The following is an 18,085-nucleotide window of genomic DNA, read 5'->3' on the forward strand; positions in this document are numbered from 1 at the left end:
CCTAATTCTCCTGCCCTTCTGCTAGATAAGCGGTGCTGATGCCGCAGCCCCGCCACAGGTCCAGGCAAAAGGCCTGGTAGTCCGCAAAGCTCATGGCCTGGATTTTTTCAGTCATGGCAAAAATATCCTCGTCGTCTAAGCTTTCTTCAGCTAGCTCGACGCTGAAGGCCGGCAGGTGGTCCAATCCGCGAATGGTTTGAGCCAGCCAGCTCCTTTTCAGGAGATCAAAAAAGCCATCCATTTCCCGGCCAGCAAAGAGCTGGTCAGCTTGGAGCTGCTTTTTTAATTCGGCAAGTACCTTTTCGCCTTCTTGGCTGGTCCCCAGGATCATGGCGTAGTTGCCCTGTCTAGTGGTATTGACGCTGATTTGGAGGGGCTGGTTTAAGAGCTGCTTTTGCCGCATCCCGGCAAACCAGCTGCTCATGGAGCCTAATTTTGATTCTAACATGATTTCTAAGAGAATTTGTGCCAGATCCTGACTTGCTAAAACTTTCTTAAAGTTTGGCAAGGAGATTTCTAAGGCAAACAGGGGCACGCCCTGGCTTGGCAAAACTAAGTCTTGACCAGCCTTAAAAGGCAGCGGCTTGACCTTTTCAGTCCCCTTCCCAGGCTTAAAATACTGGTCTGACAAAGTCTTTGCCTGCCGCATGATGGTTTTTACCTGGTTGTCTGAAAAGTCGCCGCAAGCGACGAATGACAGCTTCTCAGCCACGTAATTTTCTTCATAGGTGGCCAGCAGCATGTCGCTAGTTACGCTAGCAATAGATTCCTTGGTTCCAGCCACGTCGATGGCCAAATTGGTATCGCCGTAAACCGCCCGCAAGAGGCTGTCGCCTAATACCCAGTCAGGCTCATCTTGGTACATGGCCAGCTCTTGCTGGATAATCGGAATTTCTTGTTCCACATTCTCCTTGGTAAAGTAAGGCTCGCCAACCAGCTTAAAGAGCAGGTCGATAGTTGGTCCCACGTTTTTGACGCCGCTGGCGTAATACATGGTTTCGTTAAAAGAGGTAAAGGCATTGACATCGCTGCCGAGTTTTTCAAATTCTAAAGACAGGTCCCCTTCCCGGCTGGCAAAGAGCTTGTGCTCTAAAAAGTGGGCTAGGCCCGGCACCGGCTGGGGATCGCTGCTGCCAAAATCGACAATGATGCCAAAAAAGCGCTGGTTAAAGCCAGGCTTTAAGATCACCTGGGCCTTGAAGCCGGAAGGAAAAGTTTTTTTGACAATATTTGGTCTAATCATTTTAAAACATAGCTTTCATTCAAGTAGAGATTTTTGACAAAGTTAGCCAGGTCCTTGCTGGTGACCGCCTTAATGGCCTGGGCGAAGTTAAAGCCCTCGTAGTTTTCATGCAAGGCATAGCGGATCTTTCTGGCAAGCAGCCAGGCAGAGCTGTCCTGGTTGATCAATTGCCGGTTGACCAGCGCCTGCTTGCTTTGTTTGAGCAGACCTGGATCAATCCGGCCATCAGCCACCATCTGCATCTCTTTTGCGATAATCTGCTCGGTTACTTCCACCTTGTCTGGGTCAAGCCCGGCATTGATCAAGAAGAGGGAGTTGTCAGCGTACCAGTTGCTTTCAACGGCATAGGCTGCCCCCTTTTCTTCTCTGACCTTGGCAAACAGTCTTGAAGACTGCTCACCCGTCAGGTATTCCCGCAAGACCGTGCCGCAGGCTAAATCTGCCAAATTCGGCAAGGCCTTGTAGCCATAGCCCAAGAAGAGCTGGGCTTGCTGGTTGCCCTGCTCAGCTTCTTTGGCAAAGCGCAGGTCCGGTGCGGCAATGGCTAAATCGCTCATTGGAAAGGCCTGGCTAAGACCTGAGGCATCAAGGGCTTCATTGGCTAGGCGCGTCACCTGCCGGGCATCATAAGCTTGACCTAAGAGGCAGGATGGGCAGCTTTCCAAGCTGTCAAAGAAGCGGCGCACGTCTTGGACCGTGGCTGCTTCGATTTCCTCAATTGGGCCTAAGAAGCTTGCTGCATAGTCAGGCTGGTCTTGGTACCAGTAGTTGAAAAAGTCGATCAAGGCCCGGTTGCTCGGCTGGGCAACTAATTCTTGGTACTCATCCCGGAGCTGCCTTTGGCTGAGCTCCAGATTTTTGGACACCAGCAAGGGATTAGTGACCAGGTCAATAAAAGTATCCATGATCTCCCGGTAGTTGTAGTCAGGATCCAGGATTTCCTGAGGCTCAACAAAGTCGACCAAGTAGGAAATGATTAATTCCTTGCCAAACAGCTGCGGAGCGGCTTCAAAGCGGAAGGAATAGAGCTCGCTAAAACGGGCCGCGATCATGGCTGGATCTGGATAACTTTCGCTGGCATTGGTCTGCATCTTGGTCAAAAGCGTCGCTAGCGCCAAGTTGTGCTGGGTCAGCGGCAAGCGGACAAAGTAGCCCAGGCTGGCAGCCGAAAATTTTTGATTGCTTTGAATCTTGATATTTTTGTCATTTACCATTAGTTTTCTTGTCCTTTAGGAGGCAAAAGCACCTTGCGAGGCTTAGAGCCTTCTGGCGGCCCCACGACGCCGTGCTCTTCCATTTCGTCAATTAAGCGGGCAGCCCGGTTGTAGCCGATCCGAAATCGCCTTTGCAGCATGGAGACGCTGGCTGACTGCTGGCGCTGAACCAGATCAACGGCTTGAGCATAGTATTCGTCATCGGGTTCATCGCTGCTTTCTTCAGCCTCATCCCCTTCTTGGGGAATCATCTCTTCATCGTATTCAGCAGGCTTTTGCTTTTTCACCCAGTCAACGACAGCTTCGACTTCGTCGACGTCAATATAGGCGCCTTGAATTCGTTCAGGCTTTGACGCCCCAATCGGCAGATAGAGCATGTCGCCCCGGCCTAAAAGCTTTTCGGCGCCGACCTGGTCCAAAATCGTCCGCGAGTCCACCCCGCTAGAAACGGCAAAGGAGATCCGGGACGGCACGTTAGCCTTGATTAAGCCGGTGATGACATCCACACTCGGTCTTTGGGTGGCCAGGATCATGTGGATGCCGGCAGCCCGGGCCATTTGGCCTAAGCGGACGATGGAGCCTTCTACTTCGCGCCCGCCCACCATCATCAAGTCACTTAATTCGTCGACCACGACCAGGATGTAAGGCAGAGGCTCCATGGCCGGTTTTGAGGTATCTTGGTTATTTTCGGCAACCTTGGCGTTAAATTCGCCCATGTTGCGGACACTGGCCGCCGCAAAAAGCTTGTAGCGGCGCTCCATTTCGTCAACGACCTTTTTCAAGGCCTTGGCAGCTAAGCGCGAGTCAGTGACAACCGGGATCATCAAGTGAGGAATCCCGCTATAAACAGACAGTTCCACCATCTTGGGGTCGATCAAGACCAGCTTGACTTCGTCAGGCCGGGCCTTCATCAAGATGCTGGTCAAGATGGTGTTGATGGCTACGGACTTACCAGACCCAGTTGACCCGGCCACCAAGAGGTGGGGCATCTTGGTTAAGTCTGCCGAAATAATCTGCCCGGCAACATCCTTGCCTAGAGGCACAACCAGCGGCTTTTGCTTGTCTTTAGGTGCCTGGTGTTCAATCACGTCTTTAAAGGCCACGCTGGCTGCCTGCTGGTTGGGCACTTCGATCCCGATATAAGGCTTGCCCGGAATCGGCGCTTCAATTCTGATGTCTTTGGCAGCCAAAGCTAAAGCCAGGTCATCGGCCAGGTTGACGATCCGGGACACCTTGACCCCGACGGCCGGCTGGACCTCATAGCGGGTAATGGTTGGCCCCAAGATCGCCTTTTTGACATTGACGTCAACGCCAAAGCTCTTAAAGGTGGTCTCTAGCAGCTGGGTATTGTGGCCAATCAGGTTCTTGTCCTGGCTTTGGTCGCTGGCCTTGACCGACTTGAGCAGGGTCAAAGGCGGGTATTCATAATTATCGTCGTATAAAGGCAAGTGCGGTGCTGGCGTCTTTTCTTCAGACTCAGGCTTTTTAGCATCCTCATCTGGATGCTGCTCAGCCACCTGAATTTCCGGCAGGGGCCGTTCAGGAGCTGGCTCAGGCTGAACGACTGGCTGCTTCTCAACTGGTCTTTCTGCTGCTTCAGGCTTTACCGGTTCTGCCTTAGCTTCATTACTTGCCGGCTCAGCTGGCTCTTGCCAAGGGTCGGTAAGCTTTTCGCGGTTGTCCCGCTCTCTTTGCCGGCGCTCTTGAAAAAGCTCCCGCTGCTCTTGGTACTTCTCCTTGATTTGGCTGGCCCCAGTCCGGCTTTCCTTGATGAAGGCCTGGCTGAACTTCTGGAAATATGCCACTACGGTTCTAAACTTAACGTCAAAGAACATCAAGATGCCGCTGATTAAGGTTAATAGCGACAAGGCGATGGTGCCAACATGGCCCAAGAGCTGGTAAAAAATTCCGTAGAGCCAGCTGCCGATCAGCCCGCCGCCCACGTTTTCGGTCACATTGGCCCGGTCAATTTCTCCGTAGATCGCGGTTTTAAAGGCTGCCGTAAAGTTGCTGTGGATGTTTTCGCTGGCAAAATAGTGGCCTGCCAAAATAACTAGCAGAGCTAAATATGCTAAGACCAGACCGCTGCTCCTTTTAAAGCCAAAATGAGGTGGCTGGCCATAAATCAGCATCACCAGGCCAAAAATGGCCAAAATCCCGCCGCCTAAGAGGTAGCTGTCGCCGATCACTAGCCGCAGCAAATTAGCTAATTCATTGCCCAGCCAGCCAACTCGCAACAACGCCAAAATGGCTACCAGGATCAAAACGATTCCGGTAACCACCCAGCTTAAAGATTCTTCTTTTTTCGTACTTTTCTTTTTGGTACTTTTGCTTGCCTGCCTTTTCTTTCGAGGCATTTGCTCACCTCAAGTCCTAAAAGTTAGGTTCAAAGTCCAGGTTGATTGGTTCGTCCAAGGCAACTTGGGTTACTTCGTAAGTCAAGGTTTCAATGTATTCAACCAGTGGGCGGCTGAGCAAACGGTAGGTTTCTTGGTCAAGGTCTTGGCCATCGCCGTGGTAGCCCATCAATTGCACCACTTGGGTGTTAACGCCGCTGACTTCAATCACGTTGTCAGCGTCTGGCGTTACATCGTAAACAACGGCAACTTCGTAGTAGCCGCCTGCTTCGCCGGCATCTTCAACGCCGTCTTCGCCAGTTGCCACCACTTGGCGGATGGCCACGTTAACTTCGTTCTTTTCTTCTGGTTCGTCCAGCAAGTCATAGTGGAAGGCACGTACGATAATTGGGGTTTGCTTGTTAAATTCCATCTTTTTACCTCAGTCTTTTTTATAAAAATTCTAGTGTCCGTTAAGGTTTCTTTGATAGCGGCCAGGACGATTATAGTCGTCTTTCAGCTTGTCGTTTTCGTAGTGGTGGGACTTTTCCATGTGGGGGAAGCCTTGCTGGCGCAGAGCTTCAAAAATCACAATCGCTGCCGAATTAGACAAGTTGAAGGCCCGAATCTTATCAGACATGGGAATCCGCAAATTGCGTTCTTCATATTGTCGCATAAAGGTTTCTGGTAAACCAGTAGTTTCCCTGCCAAAAACAAAGAAATATTCCTTGCTTGGGTCGGTGTAGTCAACATCCGTATAAGCCTTGCTGGAGAACTTGGAAATGAGGTACATTTCCGCATTGTCCGGCAGGCTGGCCAAGAAGGCCCGGAGGTCATCGTGGCGGCGGATTTCTACTTCCCCGCCATAATCTAAGACCGCCCGCTTTAAGTGCTTGTCGTCTAGCCGAAAGCCCAAGGGCTCGATCAAGTCTAAGATCGTGTTGGTCCCAGCACAGGTTCTGGCAATGTTGCCAGTGTTGTCCGGAATTTCCGGTTCAAACAAAACGATATGGTTTGTCATTTTTTAGCTATGTTCCCTTTCTTCTTTTTGACCATTTTCTGGCGCTTTTGGCTCGGTCACACTATCCGCGTAAAGGTGGGAAACCCTCTTGTAGTATTCAAACAGGTGACTGACCAAAATCTTGGCCACCGCATACATCGGAATCCCGCCAACAACGCCGAGCAGGCCCCAAACCGAGCCAGCCCCCAGCATGACGATAATCGTCGTTACCGGGTGCATCTTCAAGCGGTTGCCTACGATCAAGGGGCTGATAATCCGCGTTTCAATCAGCTGCTCGACGAAAAAGACGATCAGCACGTTGATCAGCAAGGGCAGCGAGGTGACCGACGCGATGATCAAGGCTGGGATCAGCCCCAAGAAAGTCCCAAAATACGGAATGAGGTTCAAGCAGCCCACTACAATCGCCAAGGCAGCTCCATATGGCTCACCGATAATGGTGTAGCCAATAAAGAACATGATGCCGACGCAGATGGCAACAGAGACCTGACCTCTAACGTAAGAAGACATGGCCTGGTTGACCTCGCTGAGCAGGTTGCTCGTGGCTTGCTCCCACCGCTTCGGCGCAAAATGGGCCAAGTAAGGCCGCAATTTAGAACCATCTTTCAGCATGAAGAACAAGATGAATGGTGCCGTTGCCAGGGTCGTGAAGACCGATGCCGCCACATTGACCGCATTGGTCAGATTGCTAAAGGCACTGGAGACAGCAGAGCTTGAGATCTTATTCATGTCCTTTTGCAAGGATGTCAGCTGCTTTTGGATCGATTCTCTTAAGCCGCTAAGCTTGGGCTTGCTGAGCAAGTCATTGATTGACTCGGTGGCATTTTTCCAAATAGCTGGCCAATTTTTAACCAAGGAATTGATCTGGTTTTGGACCACTGGGATCATCGAATTGATCATCCAGATCAACAAGGCTGTCACCAAGACAAAAATTGCCAAAATGGTGACCGTCCGCGGAACCTTAAACCGCTTCTCCAGCTTGTTGACCACCGGGTTCATCAAATAGTACTGCAAGAGCGCCACGATAACCGGCGGCATGACCGCGCTTAAAAAGACGTTAACCGGATCAAAAATAAAGGAGATGCGGTTAAAAACCAGGATAATAATCAAGGTCAAGAGGACGTTGATCAGCCCCACGCTGAAGCGGTTGTTTAAGACCCACTGACTAAAGACGCTGTCAGCTTTTTTCTTCATTTAGTCACCTCTTACAGGTGCTCGTAGACAATCTCGTCGTCGACCTTAAATTCTGGCATCGCGTCCTTGGCATCCAGTTCCAAGTAAACCGCGTTAGACATTGGCTTCTTTGGCAGCTTGTCCGTAAAGAATAAGCTGACGTGGCCTAAAGCCCGCAGGTTACTGATCGCCATGGAGCCCACGGCAGAGATGATCAGGGTTTCGCCATCGATCGTGATCGTGTCGCCCTTTTTCAAAACGATGCCTTGAGCAGCTTCTTCATCGTCAAACTCTTGAATGACTGAGACCTTTCTCAATTCATCATTAGCGGTTTGACCAAACAAAATTACCGTGCGATCCTTTTCGCTGATCGCGCTTGTTCCGATTTCTTTAATTGTTGATATCCATTTCATTTTCATCACCTACTTACTTAAATTTTATCATACTGAACTAGACAAACTAGTCTAAGTTGCCAAAAGTGAAGCAGGAATTTGTTAATTATTGATTACATCTTTTATCCCTTTATCGACTTTTGCCAGCGAGAAGCATAATATTTAAGTTAGAATAATAGTGTATTGCAATAGAGGAGGTAAAAAACTTTGCATATTCTAATCGGTGGCTACACCAAGCACGAGTCGGATGGCATTTACCAGTTCGACTTCATTGGGGCCGGAAACGAAGCTCACCTTGAGCAAAGAAGAAATGTTGTAAAAGTAGGCGGACCAACCTACTTCCAAAAAGATGGCGACTTCATTTTTACCATCAAAAATGAAGACGGCCACGGCGGCATTGCCGCTTATGAAAATGGCCGCTTGGTCAGCCAATTGCTCCATGAAGGCTCATCCCCAGCTTATGTCGGCATTAACAAAGACAAGCACCTGCTGTATACGGCTAACTACCACACGGGCATCTTGGCCGTGATCAGCTACGATGAAAAGGGCCAATTGACCCTGCTTGACCAAGTCAAGCACGAAAGCCGGGCTTTAGGGCCACGTCCTGAACAAGTGGACAGCGCCCACCCCCACTACTTTGACCAAACGCCAGGCGGGCACCTGGTCTCTTGCGACCTCGGCCAAGACCGCGTCGACTTTTACGATTTTGACGGTCAGCACCTGACCCACCTGGCCAGCTACCAAAACGAAGACGGCTTTGGCACCCGCCACCTGGTCTTTGACCCAAGCGGCAGCTACTTCTACGTTGCCGGGGAATTGTCCAGCCAGGTCAACGTCGTTAAGTTTGACGAAGAAAACTGGATGTTCCAGAACGTAGCAACTTATTCCACGATTCCAGCCAGCTGGGACCAGCATAACGGCGCAGCTGCAATCCGCTTGTCTAAAGACGGCAAGTTCTTGTACGTATCCAACCGCGGCCATGATTCCATCGCCGTCTTTGAAGTCCAAGACGACCACAGCTTGAAATTAATTCAAAGAATTTCAACTTACGGCGAATTCCCACGCGACTTCAACTGGGACGAAGACGAGAAATACGTCGTTGCCGCCAACCAAAACAGTAATAACGCTACTCTTTACCAAAGGGCTAGCGACGGTACTTTGGCCCTCTTGGTCAAAGACATTGCCGTACCTGAAGGCACGAGAGTCTTATTCACTGATTAGTTAGGAGTTTTTTGAAGAATTTATGTTAGACATTTTTAAAGCCATCATCCTGGGCATCATCGAAGGGGTTACAGAATTTCTGCCGATCTCCTCAACCGGTCACCTGTACTTAGCTGACTACATCATCAAGCTGGACCAACCAGCCAGCTTCGTCAACATGTTTATGGTGGTCATTCAATTAGGCGCCATCTTGAGCGTGATCGTCATTTACTTTAACAAGCTAAATCCTTTTGCCCCGTCCAAAAGCAAGCGGGAAAAGGGACAGACTTGGCAGATCTGGTTTAAGGTCATTGTGGCCTGCCTGCCATCAATTATCATCGGCTTGCCGCTAAACGACTGGCTGGAAGCCAACATGACGACTTGGCAAGTCATTGCCACGACCTTGATCGTTTACGGTATCTTGTTCATCATCTTGGAAAACTACTACGCTAAGCGCAACCCAAGCTTGACTGACTTAAACAAGATGACCTATAAGACCGCCTTCCTCATCGGCTGCTTCCAGGTTCTGTCCATGATTCCTGGGACTTCCCGGTCTGGGGCCACCATCTTGGGGGCGATGCTGATCGGTTCCAGCCGCTTTGTGGCAACGGAATTCTCCTTCTTCTTGGCGATTCCAACCATGTTTGGGGCATCGCTTTTGAAGATCGTGAAGTTCTTTAAGAACGGCCACATCTTTGTCGGCAACCAATTGGCCGTGCTTTTGGTCGGGATGCTGGTTTCCTTCATCGTGGCTTACCTGGCAATCAAGTTCCTCTTGAAGTACGTTCAAAGCCACGACTTCAAGCCATTTGGCTGGTACCGGATCATCTTAGGGGTCATCGTCATCATCTGCGGCTTGGTTTTTGCCTAGATTGTGGTATGATTACTTACTAAATAATTTATTTACCTGGATAAAGGAGTATCCAAACCATGTTAAGCATTCTGTTCATGATTTTTATTCTCTGGCTGTGCTGGAAGATCGGGATCGGCTTTTTGCGGGTCATCCTCTTCTTGATCGGCGTAGGATTAGTGGCAGTCTTTGCCATGTCCCTGCTCGTGCCGCTCTTAGCCCTCATTGCTGTCGGCGGCGCCATTTTTGCAACAGCCAAGACTTTTTATTAAAAGTAAAGAGCTAATATTGCGAATAGGATAAAAGAGCAAATAGAATCAAAGACAAAAAGCGAAAAAAGCAGAGATCATGATCATCGATCATTGATCTCTGCTTTTCTTTTGCATCTTTCAAATTTCAAATTTAGGAATCAGCTTTCAGCTTTTTCCACAAATCCTGCATGTCGGCAGGATCTGGAATCTCTAATTCCCGTTCTTCCCCAGTAAAAGGGTTGGGGAAGGCCAGGTAAAAGCAGTTGAGGGCTTGTCTAGCAAAAGCATCCTCTGCCCCGTATAGGTCATCCCCATACAAAACGTGGCCGATTGACTGCATGTGCACCCGGATCTGGTGGGTGCGGCCGGTTAAGAGGCGGAGTTCTACTAAACTGGCGCCAGGAACCTGGTCGATCACCCGGTATTCGGTCAGGGCCTTTTGCCCCGCGGGGTCCACTTGCCGCTTGACCGTGTCGCCGACCCTCGCCAGGGGCTTGTCGATTAGGCCCGTCATTTCACCTTCGCTGAAGTTGCCGTGAACGATGGCATGGTACTTTTTGATAAAAAGCTCCTTGCCCAGCTTGTTAAAGCGGTCGTGGGCGATGGCGGTTTTGCCTAAAAGAACCAGGCCAGACGTGTCCTGGTCCAGCCGCGTCACGATATGAGGCTTGATGTAGGCCGGGTCTTCGCCCTTCTCTTCAAAATAGCCCAGAACCCGGTTGATCACGGCGTCTTCTGAGTGAAAGCCAGACGGAATGGAGAGCAGGCCTGCCGGCTTGTTGATGACGATATAGTCATCTGTTTCTTCCACCACCTGGATGGGGATGCGGGACACCTTCAAATACGGGTTCACCTTTTCCTGCCCCATCACAAAGTGGACGACGTCCCCTTCTTTTAAGTGGTAATTGCTGGTCCGCCGGTGGTGGTTGACCAGCATCATCCCCCCGCGATTCTTACAGTTGTTGACGGCCCGGCGGGAAAAGCCTTTTTTCATCAAAAAATGACTCAGCGTGACTGGGTCATCTTTTCCTACGATTAACTTAAATACTTGCAAATTACTTGATGTCTCCGATAAAGGCTTCATTGACCCGGTCCCAGAAGTGGTGGTGGCCGTACTCATAGAAGCTGATTTCTTCTTTAGCGATGCGGTAGTCAGCCTGCATCACGTCGGTCAGGGCGATCCGCTCCCCATCAACGATCACGACTGCCCGGTCGGTGTTCTTGGGCACGATGGTGATCCATTCATCCGGTGCGATCACGATGGGCGACCCCACCGTCCGAAAGACCAGGTTGTTGATGGAGGCAATTTCCGTCAGCTGCAGGGCCTTGAGGCGCGGGTGAATCACCGCGCCGCCCAGCGACTTGCTGTAGGCCGTTGACCCCGTTGGCGTTGACACGCAAAGGCCGTCGCCTCGGAAATTTTCAAAGCGGCTGCCGCCAATGGACACTTCGGCTTCCATGGTCTTGGAGACCCGCTTAATGGAGGCCTCGTTTAAGGCTAAAAATTCCTTAATGCCGCTGCTGGTCGTGACTTTCATGGCCAAAAGCGGGTAAGTGACCGAGTGCTCCTTAACCGGGTGGCTGGCCAAGGCTTCGACCAATTTTTCCATGTCATAGTTTCGCCAGTCGGTGTAAAAGCCCAAGTGGCCCGTGTGGATGCCGGCAAAGGCGACCCGGTCTAGCTGCTTTTGGTACTTGTGAAAGGCGGAAATCAAGGTGCCGTCGCCCCCGACCGAAATGACCAAGTCGGGGTGGTCTTGGTCTTGCAGGATGCCGGCTTCTGCTAAAAGCACCTGCAGGTGTCTGACCGCCACCCGGGTGGTCACCCGGTCGTTATGCACAATTGCTACTTTCATAACTTTTCCTTGCCCTTATTTTGGGTAAAAATCTTCTGCGCTTCCTTGACCTCGTTGCGGATCGAAGACATTTCTTCATCCAGCTGGTAGGCCGCTTCGGCCGTCCGCTTCAGGCGCTCAGAAATATCTTCTGGGTATTCGCCCTGGTACTTGTAGTTCAAGGTGTGCTCAACCGTGGCCCAGAAGTTCATGGCCAAGGTTCGGATCTGAATCTCAGCCAGCAGTCTCTTTGACCCTTCTGGCAGGTAGACCGTATAAGCCACCACCATGTGGTAAGACCGGTAGCCTGATGGCTTGGCATTCTTGATGTAGTCTCTTTCTTCGACCACTTCCAGGTCTTCTCTGGCATGGAGCAGATCCACCACCCGGTAGATGTCGTCGACAAATTGACACATGATCCGGATGCCGGCGATGTCTTGCATGTCGGTTTCAATCACGTCCGGACTGATCACCCGCCGCTGCATCTTCTCTTTAATGGAGTCAACGGTCTTAACCCGGCCAACCACGAACTCGATTGGTGAGTGCTCGCCCTTGGTCAAAAAGCTCTGGCGGAGCGCTCTTAATTTTACTTTTAATTCATTAACGGCTTCGCTATAAGGCCATAAAAAAGTGTCCCAGTCATTAATCACAGTTCATTTTCCTTCCATCTCAAACAAATTCATTTTAACATAGATACTAGTGAAAACCGCAAAAGTCGATTTAAATCTTTTTTAACGTAAGGAGCCTTTTGATATGAGTAAAAATCGCGAAATTGAAGCTAAAGTTGCCCTGACCCAGAAAAGCTACGAGCAAATCGCTGCCGCCTACCCGGTTAAGGCAGATTTCCAGCAAAAAAACACCTACTTTGATACGCCAGACAAAGTCTTAAAAGCCCACCATAATGCCCTCCGGATTCGGACTTTTAGTGACCGCGCTGAAGAAACCATCAAGGTGCCAGAAGCCCAAAAATTGCAGGAAAAGTACCACGAAAGCCTGGAAATCAACGATGACTTGACTAGTGAAGAGGCTGAAAAGTGGCTGGCCAAGGGGCAAGTCTACCTGGGCGGCAACGTCGGGAGCTTTTTAAAAGAAAATTACCCAAGCGACGTTGACAAGCTCAGAAGCTTTACCTGGAGCCAGACCCACCGGCTGCTGCTCAACGGGCCTTTTGACTGCGAAATCACCCTGGACCAGACCAGCTACCCAGACGGCTTTAGCGACTACGAAATGGAAATCGAAAATGACGACCCAGCCCTGATCAAGGAATGCTTGACCCAGTTGCAGGACCGCTTCAAGCTGGAAATTGCGACGACCAACAACATGAGCAAGATTGCCCGGGCCAGCCTCCATGCCGGCAACTAGTCCCAAAAGTGCTTTTCTTTTGTCATTGCGCCAAACTTTTGTTAAAGTAGCAATGATCAAACTTTTGGAGGGTCGACAATGTTCGAACTTTTTCTGTTTATTAATCCTTTAGGCCTGTCTTGCTTTCAGCTGGAAAACAAGATCAAGCTGCTAGCTGAAGAACTCGATTTAGAAATCTGCGTCAATTACCTGCCCCTGGTCACCTTAGACTCGATGAAGGCGGACATGGTTAAGCGCAACTGGAACTTCAACACGGTCATCAACCTGGCCCACTACCACGAAGCCTCGCTGAGTGCCCAGAACCTTTACTACGCTATTCAGATTGCCTATGGCAAAAAGCGCGCCAGGAAGTTTCTCTTTAACTTGCAAGAAAAACTCAGCTGCGGCAAAGAAGAATACTCTTTTGACCTAGCGAAAAAGCTGATCAGCGACTTAAAGCTGGACTTAAAGAAGATTGAAGGCGTCAAGCGGGAAGACTGCCTGAAAGACGCGATTGGTCAAGACCAGCAGCTAGCCAAAAAGTTCCACATTAGTTCCCTTCCTTCAGCCGTAATCTTCAACGATGCCGTTGACGACAGCGGCCTACTCCTTGACGGCGAGCCCAGCTTGGACGAGCTCCGATCCATCTTTGAAAATCGCGATCGCCAAGCACTTAGCGACAGCAACGAAAATATCGCCTGTGAGCCAGATTGCGACTACAATTCCTTCTACTGCCAGACCGGACATCTCCATCTCCTTTAAACAGCCAATGGCTGTTTTTATTTGGCTAAAAATTGCTCCAGCCAGCTAGTAGTTCCCGGAATCCGCCAAGTGCTAAAGGCCGTAGCCGGCAGAGTCTCGATCGTATAGCCTTTTTCATACATCTGGCCCGCGATTCGGTAGCCAAAGCGGCTTTTTTCCCGGAATTGCTTTTCTAGCCAAAATTTTTCTTCTTTTTCCCAATTTTTGCCAAAAACTGTTCTGACACTTGGCTGAAAGTGCCAAAGCAAATCAATCCCGCTAGCATCCAAATTAAAGCTGGCCGTCTGGTAGTTTAACCGGGTGCTGATCGGAGCCTCCAAGATATGGTGTTTTAAGCGGATCTGAGCCCGTTTCGGGTCAATCTCCAGGTAATAGCACCCCCAGGCTGAATTTTGGCGGAAATAGATCAATTGGGTCTTTTTCAGCTGCTGGCCCAGGTAGTGCCGCCTGCCCACCAGCCAGATGTCGGTAATGCCGATGCCCCGGTATAAGTCGTGCCGGTGGTGGTATTCCTCATCGCTCAAGGGTGCGCACTGGACCTCAAAGGCCAAATTTGGGCTGGCTAAGACGTCGGCGCGCAGTGCCCCGTCAGCCAGCGGCACCTCCACTTCTGCGGGCATCCCCGCCGCTGTTAAGGCGGCTTGCAGGAGCATTTTCGACCGGCGGTGCTCGTCTTGCTCGCCCTGCCCCTCTTGGTAAGGCCGGAAGTGCTTGAAAAAGGCGGCCGAGCGCTGCGAAATGACAAGAATCACGCGCTTTTTGCAGCGCGGACAACGGTAAATTTCTTGGTTTAGATAGTTTGGATTCAGCTGGACTTTGGCGGCTTCACTGACGGCTAAAACCAGCTCATTTTTTAATAAAGCTGCGTACAAAAAAATCCCCCCACTTATTAGTACGCCAAAAATCGAATTTTTACCGAAATTGGTTACAGAGTGGGGAAAGTGTCAGAACACCGCCAAAAACAAAAAGATCCTTCACCGCGTGAAGGATCTTTCTTACTTGTTAGCTAATTGTCTTCTTAAAGCACCTAAGGCATCTTGCTGGAAGAGGCAACGGCCATGGCGCTGGGCCTTGTCCATCTCATCGCCTGTTACCTGGCTGCCAAATTCATTGGCGATCGCCCAAGCATCAGCCGGCTTCATTTCGGCATAGTTTTCATCCATGAAGGCCAGCTTTAAATAGAACTTGCCTTGGTAGTAGTAGACGCTTGAGGCCAGGTCGCTGACCCAGAGGCTGTCGGCTAAGGCCAGCAAGTCATCGATATCGTCAAAAGCAACCGAGTGATTTTCTTGGTAGTCCCAGTAGTCATCATAGTCGCTGGTATCGCCGCGGCCCAGATCGTGCATGATCACCGGATCGATGTCGGTATTGGCATCATCAGCCGGGTCCAGGTCGGCAAAGGCCCGCGGCTCGTCTTCCTCTTCTTCGACGTCGCCGCCTACGCCATTAGCGGCCGGATCAAAAAAGCGCCGCATCTCTTCTGGCATGTCCATATTCTTGTTCATCTTGGTAATCAAGAGGTCAATGCCGCCATCATTAGGCATCACCTGAAAGGTCACAGGGGCATCACTGGCAAAGCTGTTGTCCACGTCAACTTCATGCAAAATTGACAAGAAGAATTCCTGGACCCGGTCCCGATTGCCTAACAGGTCTAGGATTTTCAGGCCTCGTTGATTTAAGTCATCGCGGGTCATGCTTACCCGAAGCGTATTCTCATTCACCTTTTCAACACGCATCTTACGTCCCTCCTTTGTCTTTACTGTTATTGTAACCTAAACTTTGAAAAAAACAAAAGCGTTAGCCTTTTCGCGGCTAACGCTTATTATGACCTATCTTACATCCCTTGGTCAGCTAACTTCTTGGCCTTAGCCATTTCCAGTCTTCTGACGCTGCGTGGCAAAAAGCGGCGGATCTCATCTTCGTTGTAGCCCACTTGCATGCGGCGGTCATCCAAGATGATTGGCCGTCTCAAAAGACTTGGGTTCTTTTCGATGAGGTCGATCAGTTCGTTCATTGAGATGTCGTCTAAATCAATGTTTAATTCTTGAAATGCTTTAGAACGCGTAGACACAATTTCCTCAGTGCCTTCTTCTGTCATTCTTAAGACGTGAATAATTTCTTCCCGGTTTAGCGGATCAGAAATGATGTTTCTTTCCTTGTATGGGATGTTATGCTTTTCCAGCCATTGCTTGGCCTTGCGGCAAGAAGTGCAGCTAGGTGAAACATATAAATCAACCATGATCATCACGCTCCTTAAAATTGATATTGCTTGAACACACATTCGATACTATACATATAGTTTAGCACTGATACTTACAAAAAGGAAGAGGGTTTCGGCTTTTCTTTGCATTTTCTTAACTATTGATAAGCAAAAAAGCAATTAGCTTGCGCTAATTGCTTTTAAACTACTTGTTAGCCATCAAATTCTTAACCAATTCAATGTTGTCTTCGTTTGACAATGATTCGTTAACTGCCTTGTCAGCCAAGTCAGCCAATTCTTCAGTTGAGAGCTTCTTCATTTCGTTTCTAATCCGCAAAATTGAAGTTGCGCTCATTGAGTATTCGTCAAGACCCATTGAAAGCAAGATTGGGAACATAGTTGAGTCACCAGCTGCTTCCCCGCACATGCCGCACCAGATGCCAGCCTTGTGAGCTGAGTCAATGGTGTGCTTGATCAGGCGCAGTACTGATGGGTTGTATGGTTGGTAGAGGTAAGAAACGTTTTCGTTACCACGGTCAGCAGCCATCGTGTATTGGATCAAGTCGTTAGTACCAATTGAGAAGAAGTCAACTTCCTTAGCAAATTGGTCAGCCAATACGGCAGCAGCTGGAACTTCGATCATCATGCCGACTTGCAGATCATCGCCAACCTTAACGCCTTCCTTAACCAGCTTGTCCTTTTCTTCAGCCAAAACAGCCTTAGCTTGGTGAAGTTCGTCCAAGGTACCGATCATTGGGAACATGATGCCCAGCTTACCGAAAGCAGAAGCTCTCAGCAAAGCCCGCAATTGGGTGCGGAAGATGTCCTTGTTCTTAAGTGACAAACGAACGGCACGAATGCCCAAGAATGGGTTCATTTCTTCTGGCAAGTCCCAGTATGACAAGTGCTTGTCACCACCGATGTCCATGGTTCTGATGATTACTTGCTTGCCGTTCATGCCTTCAAGAACCTTCTTGTAGGCTTCAAATTGGTCTTCTTCAGTTGGGAAGTCACTGGAGTTCATGTACAAGAATTCAGTTCTGAACAAACCAACTGCTTCAGCACCGTTTTCCAAAACGCCAGCAAGGTCGTCTGGAGTACCGATGTTGGCAGCGATGGTGAAGTGCTTGCCGTCAGCAGTTACTGATGGTTCGTCCTTCAACTTGCGCCATTCAGCCTTTTGCTTAGCGAAGTCTTCGCCCTTCTTCTTGTAGTCAGCAACTTGTTCATCGCTTGGTTCAACGATAGCTACGCCGTCCAAACCGTCAGCGATCAGCATTTGACCGTTCTTAACAGAAGTGGTGATCTTTTCAGTACCAACAACAGCTGGGATTTCCAAAGACCGAGCCATGATTGCTGAGTGAGCAGTCCGGCCGCCAAGGTCAGTTACAAAGCCCTTAACGTACTTCTTGTTAAGTTGAGCAGTGTCACTTGGAGTAAGGTCTTCAGCAACCAAAACAACTTCGTGGTCAATGCTTGCCAAGTTAGGCAATTCCTTGCCCAAAAGGTGAGCCATGATCCGCTTTGAAACGTCGCGAACGTCAGCTGCTCTTTCTTGCATGTAGGCATTGTCAGTCATGCTTTGGAAGATGCTGATGAAGTTTTGAGCAACTTCGTCAAGAGCTGCTTCACTGTTCACAGCGTCGCTCTTGATCTTAGCATCGATTTGACCAGTGAATTCTGGGTCTGACAAGAACATCAAGTGGGCGTCAAAGACTTGAGCTTCTTCTTCGCCTAAGCTTTCAGCTGCAACTTTGCGGATGTTTTCAAGTTCAGCTTGTGATTCTTCAACAGCCTTGCTAAAGCGAGCTACTTCAGCTTCGACGTCGTCGACAGTCTTCTTTTCAAAAGAAAGATCTGGTTCAACGAGGAGGTAAGCAGGTGCTACGGCTACGCCATCACTAGCTGCGATTCCCTTCAAAGTTTCAGTCATTATTCAGCCAAACCTTCTTTTGACATAGTTTCAGCAACAGCTGCGATAGCTTCCTTTTCGTCATCACCTTCAGCAGTGATAGTAACGTCTGCGCCTTGGCCAACACCAAGTGACATAACGCCCATGATTGACTTCAAGTTAACTGACTTGCCGTTGTATTCAAGGTTGATGTCTGAACCAAACTTAGAAGCAGCTTGTACAAGCAAAGTAGCTGGACGAGCGTGAATACCAGTTTCAGCAATTACGTGAAATTCTTTCTTTTCCATAGTAAATTATCTCCTTAAAATTAAAAATCAAGAATTGGTAACCGTGTACCGTTTCCCTTACAGAATAACAT

20 protein-coding genes are annotated in these 18,085 nt (G+C 49.5%); 5 read left to right on the forward strand and 15 right to left on the reverse strand.

Translation table 11 applies throughout. The annotated features are described in order from the left end of the window. Position 1: 1 nt before the first annotated feature. Genes ACI4WN_RS08065 through ACI4WN_RS08095 form a run of 7 tightly spaced genes read right to left on the reverse strand, consistent with a single transcriptional unit; the run spans position 2 to position 7,397 of the window. Positions 2–1,243, reverse strand: coding sequence for a M16 family metallopeptidase (locus tag ACI4WN_RS08065; protein WP_439777742.1), 1,242 nt, complete (start codon positions 1,241–1,243; stop codon positions 2–4). Further along, positions 1,240–2,457, reverse strand: coding sequence for a M16 family metallopeptidase (locus ACI4WN_RS08070; protein ID WP_439777743.1), 1,218 nt, complete (start codon positions 2,455–2,457; stop codon positions 1,240–1,242). The genes ACI4WN_RS08065 and ACI4WN_RS08070 overlap by 4 nt, the downstream gene beginning before the upstream one ends. After that, the gene (locus ACI4WN_RS08075) at positions 2,457–4,814 is read right to left on the reverse strand and encodes a DNA translocase FtsK (protein WP_439777744.1); all 2,358 of its coding nucleotides are present in this window, start codon (positions 4,812–4,814) and stop codon (positions 2,457–2,459) included. Before ACI4WN_RS08075 ends, ACI4WN_RS08070 begins: the two co-directional genes overlap by 1 nt. A 16-nt stretch (positions 4,815–4,830) precedes the next feature. Continuing rightward, positions 4,831–5,226, reverse strand: coding sequence for a DUF1149 family protein (locus ACI4WN_RS08080; RefSeq protein WP_008461652.1), 396 nt, complete (start codon positions 5,224–5,226; stop codon positions 4,831–4,833). Positions 5,227–5,256: 30 nt separating this feature from the next. Further along, the gene (locus ACI4WN_RS08085) at positions 5,257–5,814 is read right to left on the reverse strand and encodes a tRNA (cytidine(34)-2'-O)-methyltransferase (RefSeq protein ID WP_008461650.1); all 558 of its coding nucleotides are present in this window, start codon (positions 5,812–5,814) and stop codon (positions 5,257–5,259) included. Between the two features lie 3 nt (positions 5,815–5,817). Further along, entirely contained in the window at positions 5,818–7,005 is a 1,188-nt protein-coding gene (locus ACI4WN_RS08090) for an AI-2E family transporter (RefSeq protein ID WP_439777745.1), read from the reverse strand. Between the two features lie 11 nt (positions 7,006–7,016). Beyond that, on the reverse strand, positions 7,017–7,397 hold the full coding sequence (locus ACI4WN_RS08095; RefSeq protein WP_439777746.1) for a PTS glucitol/sorbitol transporter subunit IIA: 381 nt from the start codon (positions 7,395–7,397) through the stop codon (positions 7,017–7,019). Between the two features lie 186 nt (positions 7,398–7,583). Between ACI4WN_RS08095 and ACI4WN_RS08100 the strand changes: the two genes are divergently transcribed. The 3 genes from ACI4WN_RS08100 to ACI4WN_RS08110 are packed head-to-tail and all read left to right on the forward strand — an operon-like array spanning position 7,584 to position 9,698. Beyond that, the gene (locus ACI4WN_RS08100) at positions 7,584–8,597 is read left to right on the forward strand and encodes a lactonase family protein (RefSeq protein ID WP_439777747.1); all 1,014 of its coding nucleotides are present in this window, start codon (positions 7,584–7,586) and stop codon (positions 8,595–8,597) included. A 22-nt stretch (positions 8,598–8,619) separates the two neighbouring features. Further along, positions 8,620–9,447, forward strand: a complete 828-nt coding sequence (locus ACI4WN_RS08105) for an undecaprenyl-diphosphate phosphatase (RefSeq protein ID WP_439777748.1) — start codon at positions 8,620–8,622, stop codon at positions 9,445–9,447. A 59-nt stretch (positions 9,448–9,506) separates the two neighbouring features. Then, positions 9,507–9,698, forward strand: coding sequence for a hypothetical protein (locus tag ACI4WN_RS08110; RefSeq protein WP_439777749.1), 192 nt, complete (start codon positions 9,507–9,509; stop codon positions 9,696–9,698). Positions 9,699–9,828: 130 nt separating this feature from the next. Here the strand turns inward: ACI4WN_RS08110 and ACI4WN_RS08115 are convergent, their stop codons facing one another. The 3 genes from ACI4WN_RS08115 to ACI4WN_RS08125 are packed head-to-tail and all read right to left on the reverse strand — an operon-like array spanning position 9,829 to position 12,162. After that, a complete protein-coding gene (locus ACI4WN_RS08115) occupies positions 9,829–10,761 on the reverse strand; it encodes an RluA family pseudouridine synthase (protein ID WP_439777750.1) in 933 nt (310 codons plus the stop codon). Continuing rightward, positions 10,733–11,533: an NAD kinase gene (locus tag ACI4WN_RS08120; protein ID WP_439777751.1), complete on the reverse strand. Its 801-nt coding sequence runs from the start codon at positions 11,531–11,533 to the stop codon at positions 10,733–10,735. The genes ACI4WN_RS08115 and ACI4WN_RS08120 overlap by 29 nt, the downstream gene beginning before the upstream one ends. Continuing rightward, positions 11,530–12,162 carry a GTP pyrophosphokinase gene (locus ACI4WN_RS08125; protein ID WP_009557312.1) on the reverse strand — a complete coding sequence of 211 codons (633 nt, stop codon included), beginning with the start codon at positions 12,160–12,162 and terminating at the stop codon, positions 11,530–11,532. Before ACI4WN_RS08125 ends, ACI4WN_RS08120 begins: the two co-directional genes overlap by 4 nt. A gap of 103 nt (positions 12,163–12,265) precedes the next feature. Between ACI4WN_RS08125 and ACI4WN_RS08130 the strand changes: the two genes are divergently transcribed. After that, positions 12,266–12,874 (forward strand): CYTH domain-containing protein, encoded by a 609-nt coding sequence (locus ACI4WN_RS08130; protein ID WP_439777752.1) that lies wholly within the window; start codon positions 12,266–12,268, stop codon positions 12,872–12,874. 78 nt (positions 12,875–12,952) lie between these two features. Next, positions 12,953–13,615, forward strand: a complete 663-nt coding sequence (locus ACI4WN_RS08135) for a DsbA family protein (protein WP_439777753.1) — start codon at positions 12,953–12,955, stop codon at positions 13,613–13,615. A gap of 17 nt (positions 13,616–13,632) precedes the next feature. Here the strand turns inward: ACI4WN_RS08135 and ACI4WN_RS08140 are convergent, their stop codons facing one another. The 5 genes from ACI4WN_RS08140 to ACI4WN_RS08160 all read right to left on the reverse strand — a co-directional run bounded on the left by ACI4WN_RS08140 (position 13,633) and on the right by ACI4WN_RS08160 (position 18,014). Beyond that, on the reverse strand, positions 13,633–14,487 hold the full coding sequence (locus ACI4WN_RS08140) for a competence protein CoiA (protein WP_439777754.1): 855 nt from the start codon (positions 14,485–14,487) through the stop codon (positions 13,633–13,635). A 123-nt stretch (positions 14,488–14,610) separates the two neighbouring features. Continuing rightward, positions 14,611–15,351 (reverse strand): adaptor protein MecA, encoded by a 741-nt coding sequence (locus tag ACI4WN_RS08145; protein WP_439777755.1) that lies wholly within the window; start codon positions 15,349–15,351, stop codon positions 14,611–14,613. A gap of 98 nt (positions 15,352–15,449) precedes the next feature. Continuing rightward, on the reverse strand, positions 15,450–15,854 hold the full coding sequence (gene spxA / locus ACI4WN_RS08150; RefSeq protein WP_008461631.1) for a transcriptional regulator SpxA: 405 nt from the start codon (positions 15,852–15,854) through the stop codon (positions 15,450–15,452). Between the two features lie 166 nt (positions 15,855–16,020). Beyond that, a complete protein-coding gene (ptsP, locus tag ACI4WN_RS08155; protein ID WP_439777756.1) occupies positions 16,021–17,748 on the reverse strand; it encodes a phosphoenolpyruvate--protein phosphotransferase in 1,728 nt (575 codons plus the stop codon). Then, positions 17,748–18,014, reverse strand: coding sequence for a phosphocarrier protein HPr (locus ACI4WN_RS08160; protein WP_008461401.1), 267 nt, complete (start codon positions 18,012–18,014; stop codon positions 17,748–17,750). The genes ptsP and ACI4WN_RS08160 overlap by 1 nt, the downstream gene beginning before the upstream one ends. Positions 18,015–18,085 lie beyond the last annotated feature (71 nt).

The sequence above is a fragment of the Lactobacillus sp. genome (genome assembly GCF_051893255.1).
Taxonomy (GTDB): Bacteria; Bacillota; Bacilli; order Lactobacillales; family Lactobacillaceae; genus Lactobacillus.

What these genes read in the sequence shown, in the direction of transcription:
- ACI4WN_RS08145 (WP_439777755.1), bottom strand. Translation starts at nt 15,351, where the DNA reads ATGCGTGTTGAAAAGGTGAATGAGAATACGCTTCGGGTAAGCATGACC.
- ACI4WN_RS08130 (WP_439777752.1), top strand. Translation starts at nt 12,266, where the DNA reads ATGAGTAAAAATCGCGAAATTGAAGCTAAAGTTGCCCTGACCCAGAAA.
- ACI4WN_RS08070 (WP_439777743.1), bottom strand. Translation starts at nt 2,457, where the DNA reads ATGGTAAATGACAAAAATATCAAGATTCAAAGCAATCAAAAATTTTCG.
- ACI4WN_RS08080 (WP_008461652.1), bottom strand. Translation starts at nt 5,226, where the DNA reads ATGGAATTTAACAAGCAAACCCCAATTATCGTACGTGCCTTCCACTAT.
- ACI4WN_RS08120 (WP_439777751.1), bottom strand. Translation starts at nt 11,533, where the DNA reads ATGAAAGTAGCAATTGTGCATAACGACCGGGTGACCACCCGGGTGGCG.
- ptsP (WP_439777756.1), bottom strand. Translation starts at nt 17,748, where the DNA reads ATGACTGAAACTTTGAAGGGAATCGCAGCTAGTGATGGCGTAGCCGTA.
- ACI4WN_RS08085 (WP_008461650.1), bottom strand. Translation starts at nt 5,814, where the DNA reads ATGACAAACCATATCGTTTTGTTTGAACCGGAAATTCCGGACAACACT.
- spxA (WP_008461631.1), bottom strand. Translation starts at nt 15,854, where the DNA reads ATGGTTGATTTATATGTTTCACCTAGCTGCACTTCTTGCCGCAAGGCC.
- ACI4WN_RS08075 (WP_439777744.1), bottom strand. Translation starts at nt 4,814, where the DNA reads ATGCCTCGAAAGAAAAGGCAGGCAAGCAAAAGTACCAAAAAGAAAAGT.
- ACI4WN_RS08065 (WP_439777742.1), bottom strand. Translation starts at nt 1,243, where the DNA reads ATGATTAGACCAAATATTGTCAAAAAAACTTTTCCTTCCGGCTTCAAG.
- ACI4WN_RS08090 (WP_439777745.1), bottom strand. Translation starts at nt 7,005, where the DNA reads ATGAAGAAAAAAGCTGACAGCGTCTTTAGTCAGTGGGTCTTAAACAAC.
- ACI4WN_RS08135 (WP_439777753.1), top strand. Translation starts at nt 12,953, where the DNA reads ATGTTCGAACTTTTTCTGTTTATTAATCCTTTAGGCCTGTCTTGCTTT.
- ACI4WN_RS08160 (WP_008461401.1), bottom strand. Translation starts at nt 18,014, where the DNA reads ATGGAAAAGAAAGAATTTCACGTAATTGCTGAAACTGGTATTCACGCT.
- ACI4WN_RS08110 (WP_439777749.1), top strand. Translation starts at nt 9,507, where the DNA reads ATGTTAAGCATTCTGTTCATGATTTTTATTCTCTGGCTGTGCTGGAAG.
- ACI4WN_RS08105 (WP_439777748.1), top strand. Translation starts at nt 8,620, where the DNA reads ATGTTAGACATTTTTAAAGCCATCATCCTGGGCATCATCGAAGGGGTT.
- ACI4WN_RS08095 (WP_439777746.1), bottom strand. Translation starts at nt 7,397, where the DNA reads ATGAAATGGATATCAACAATTAAAGAAATCGGAACAAGCGCGATCAGC.
- ACI4WN_RS08115 (WP_439777750.1), bottom strand. Translation starts at nt 10,761, where the DNA reads ATGAAGCCTTTATCGGAGACATCAAGTAATTTGCAAGTATTTAAGTTA.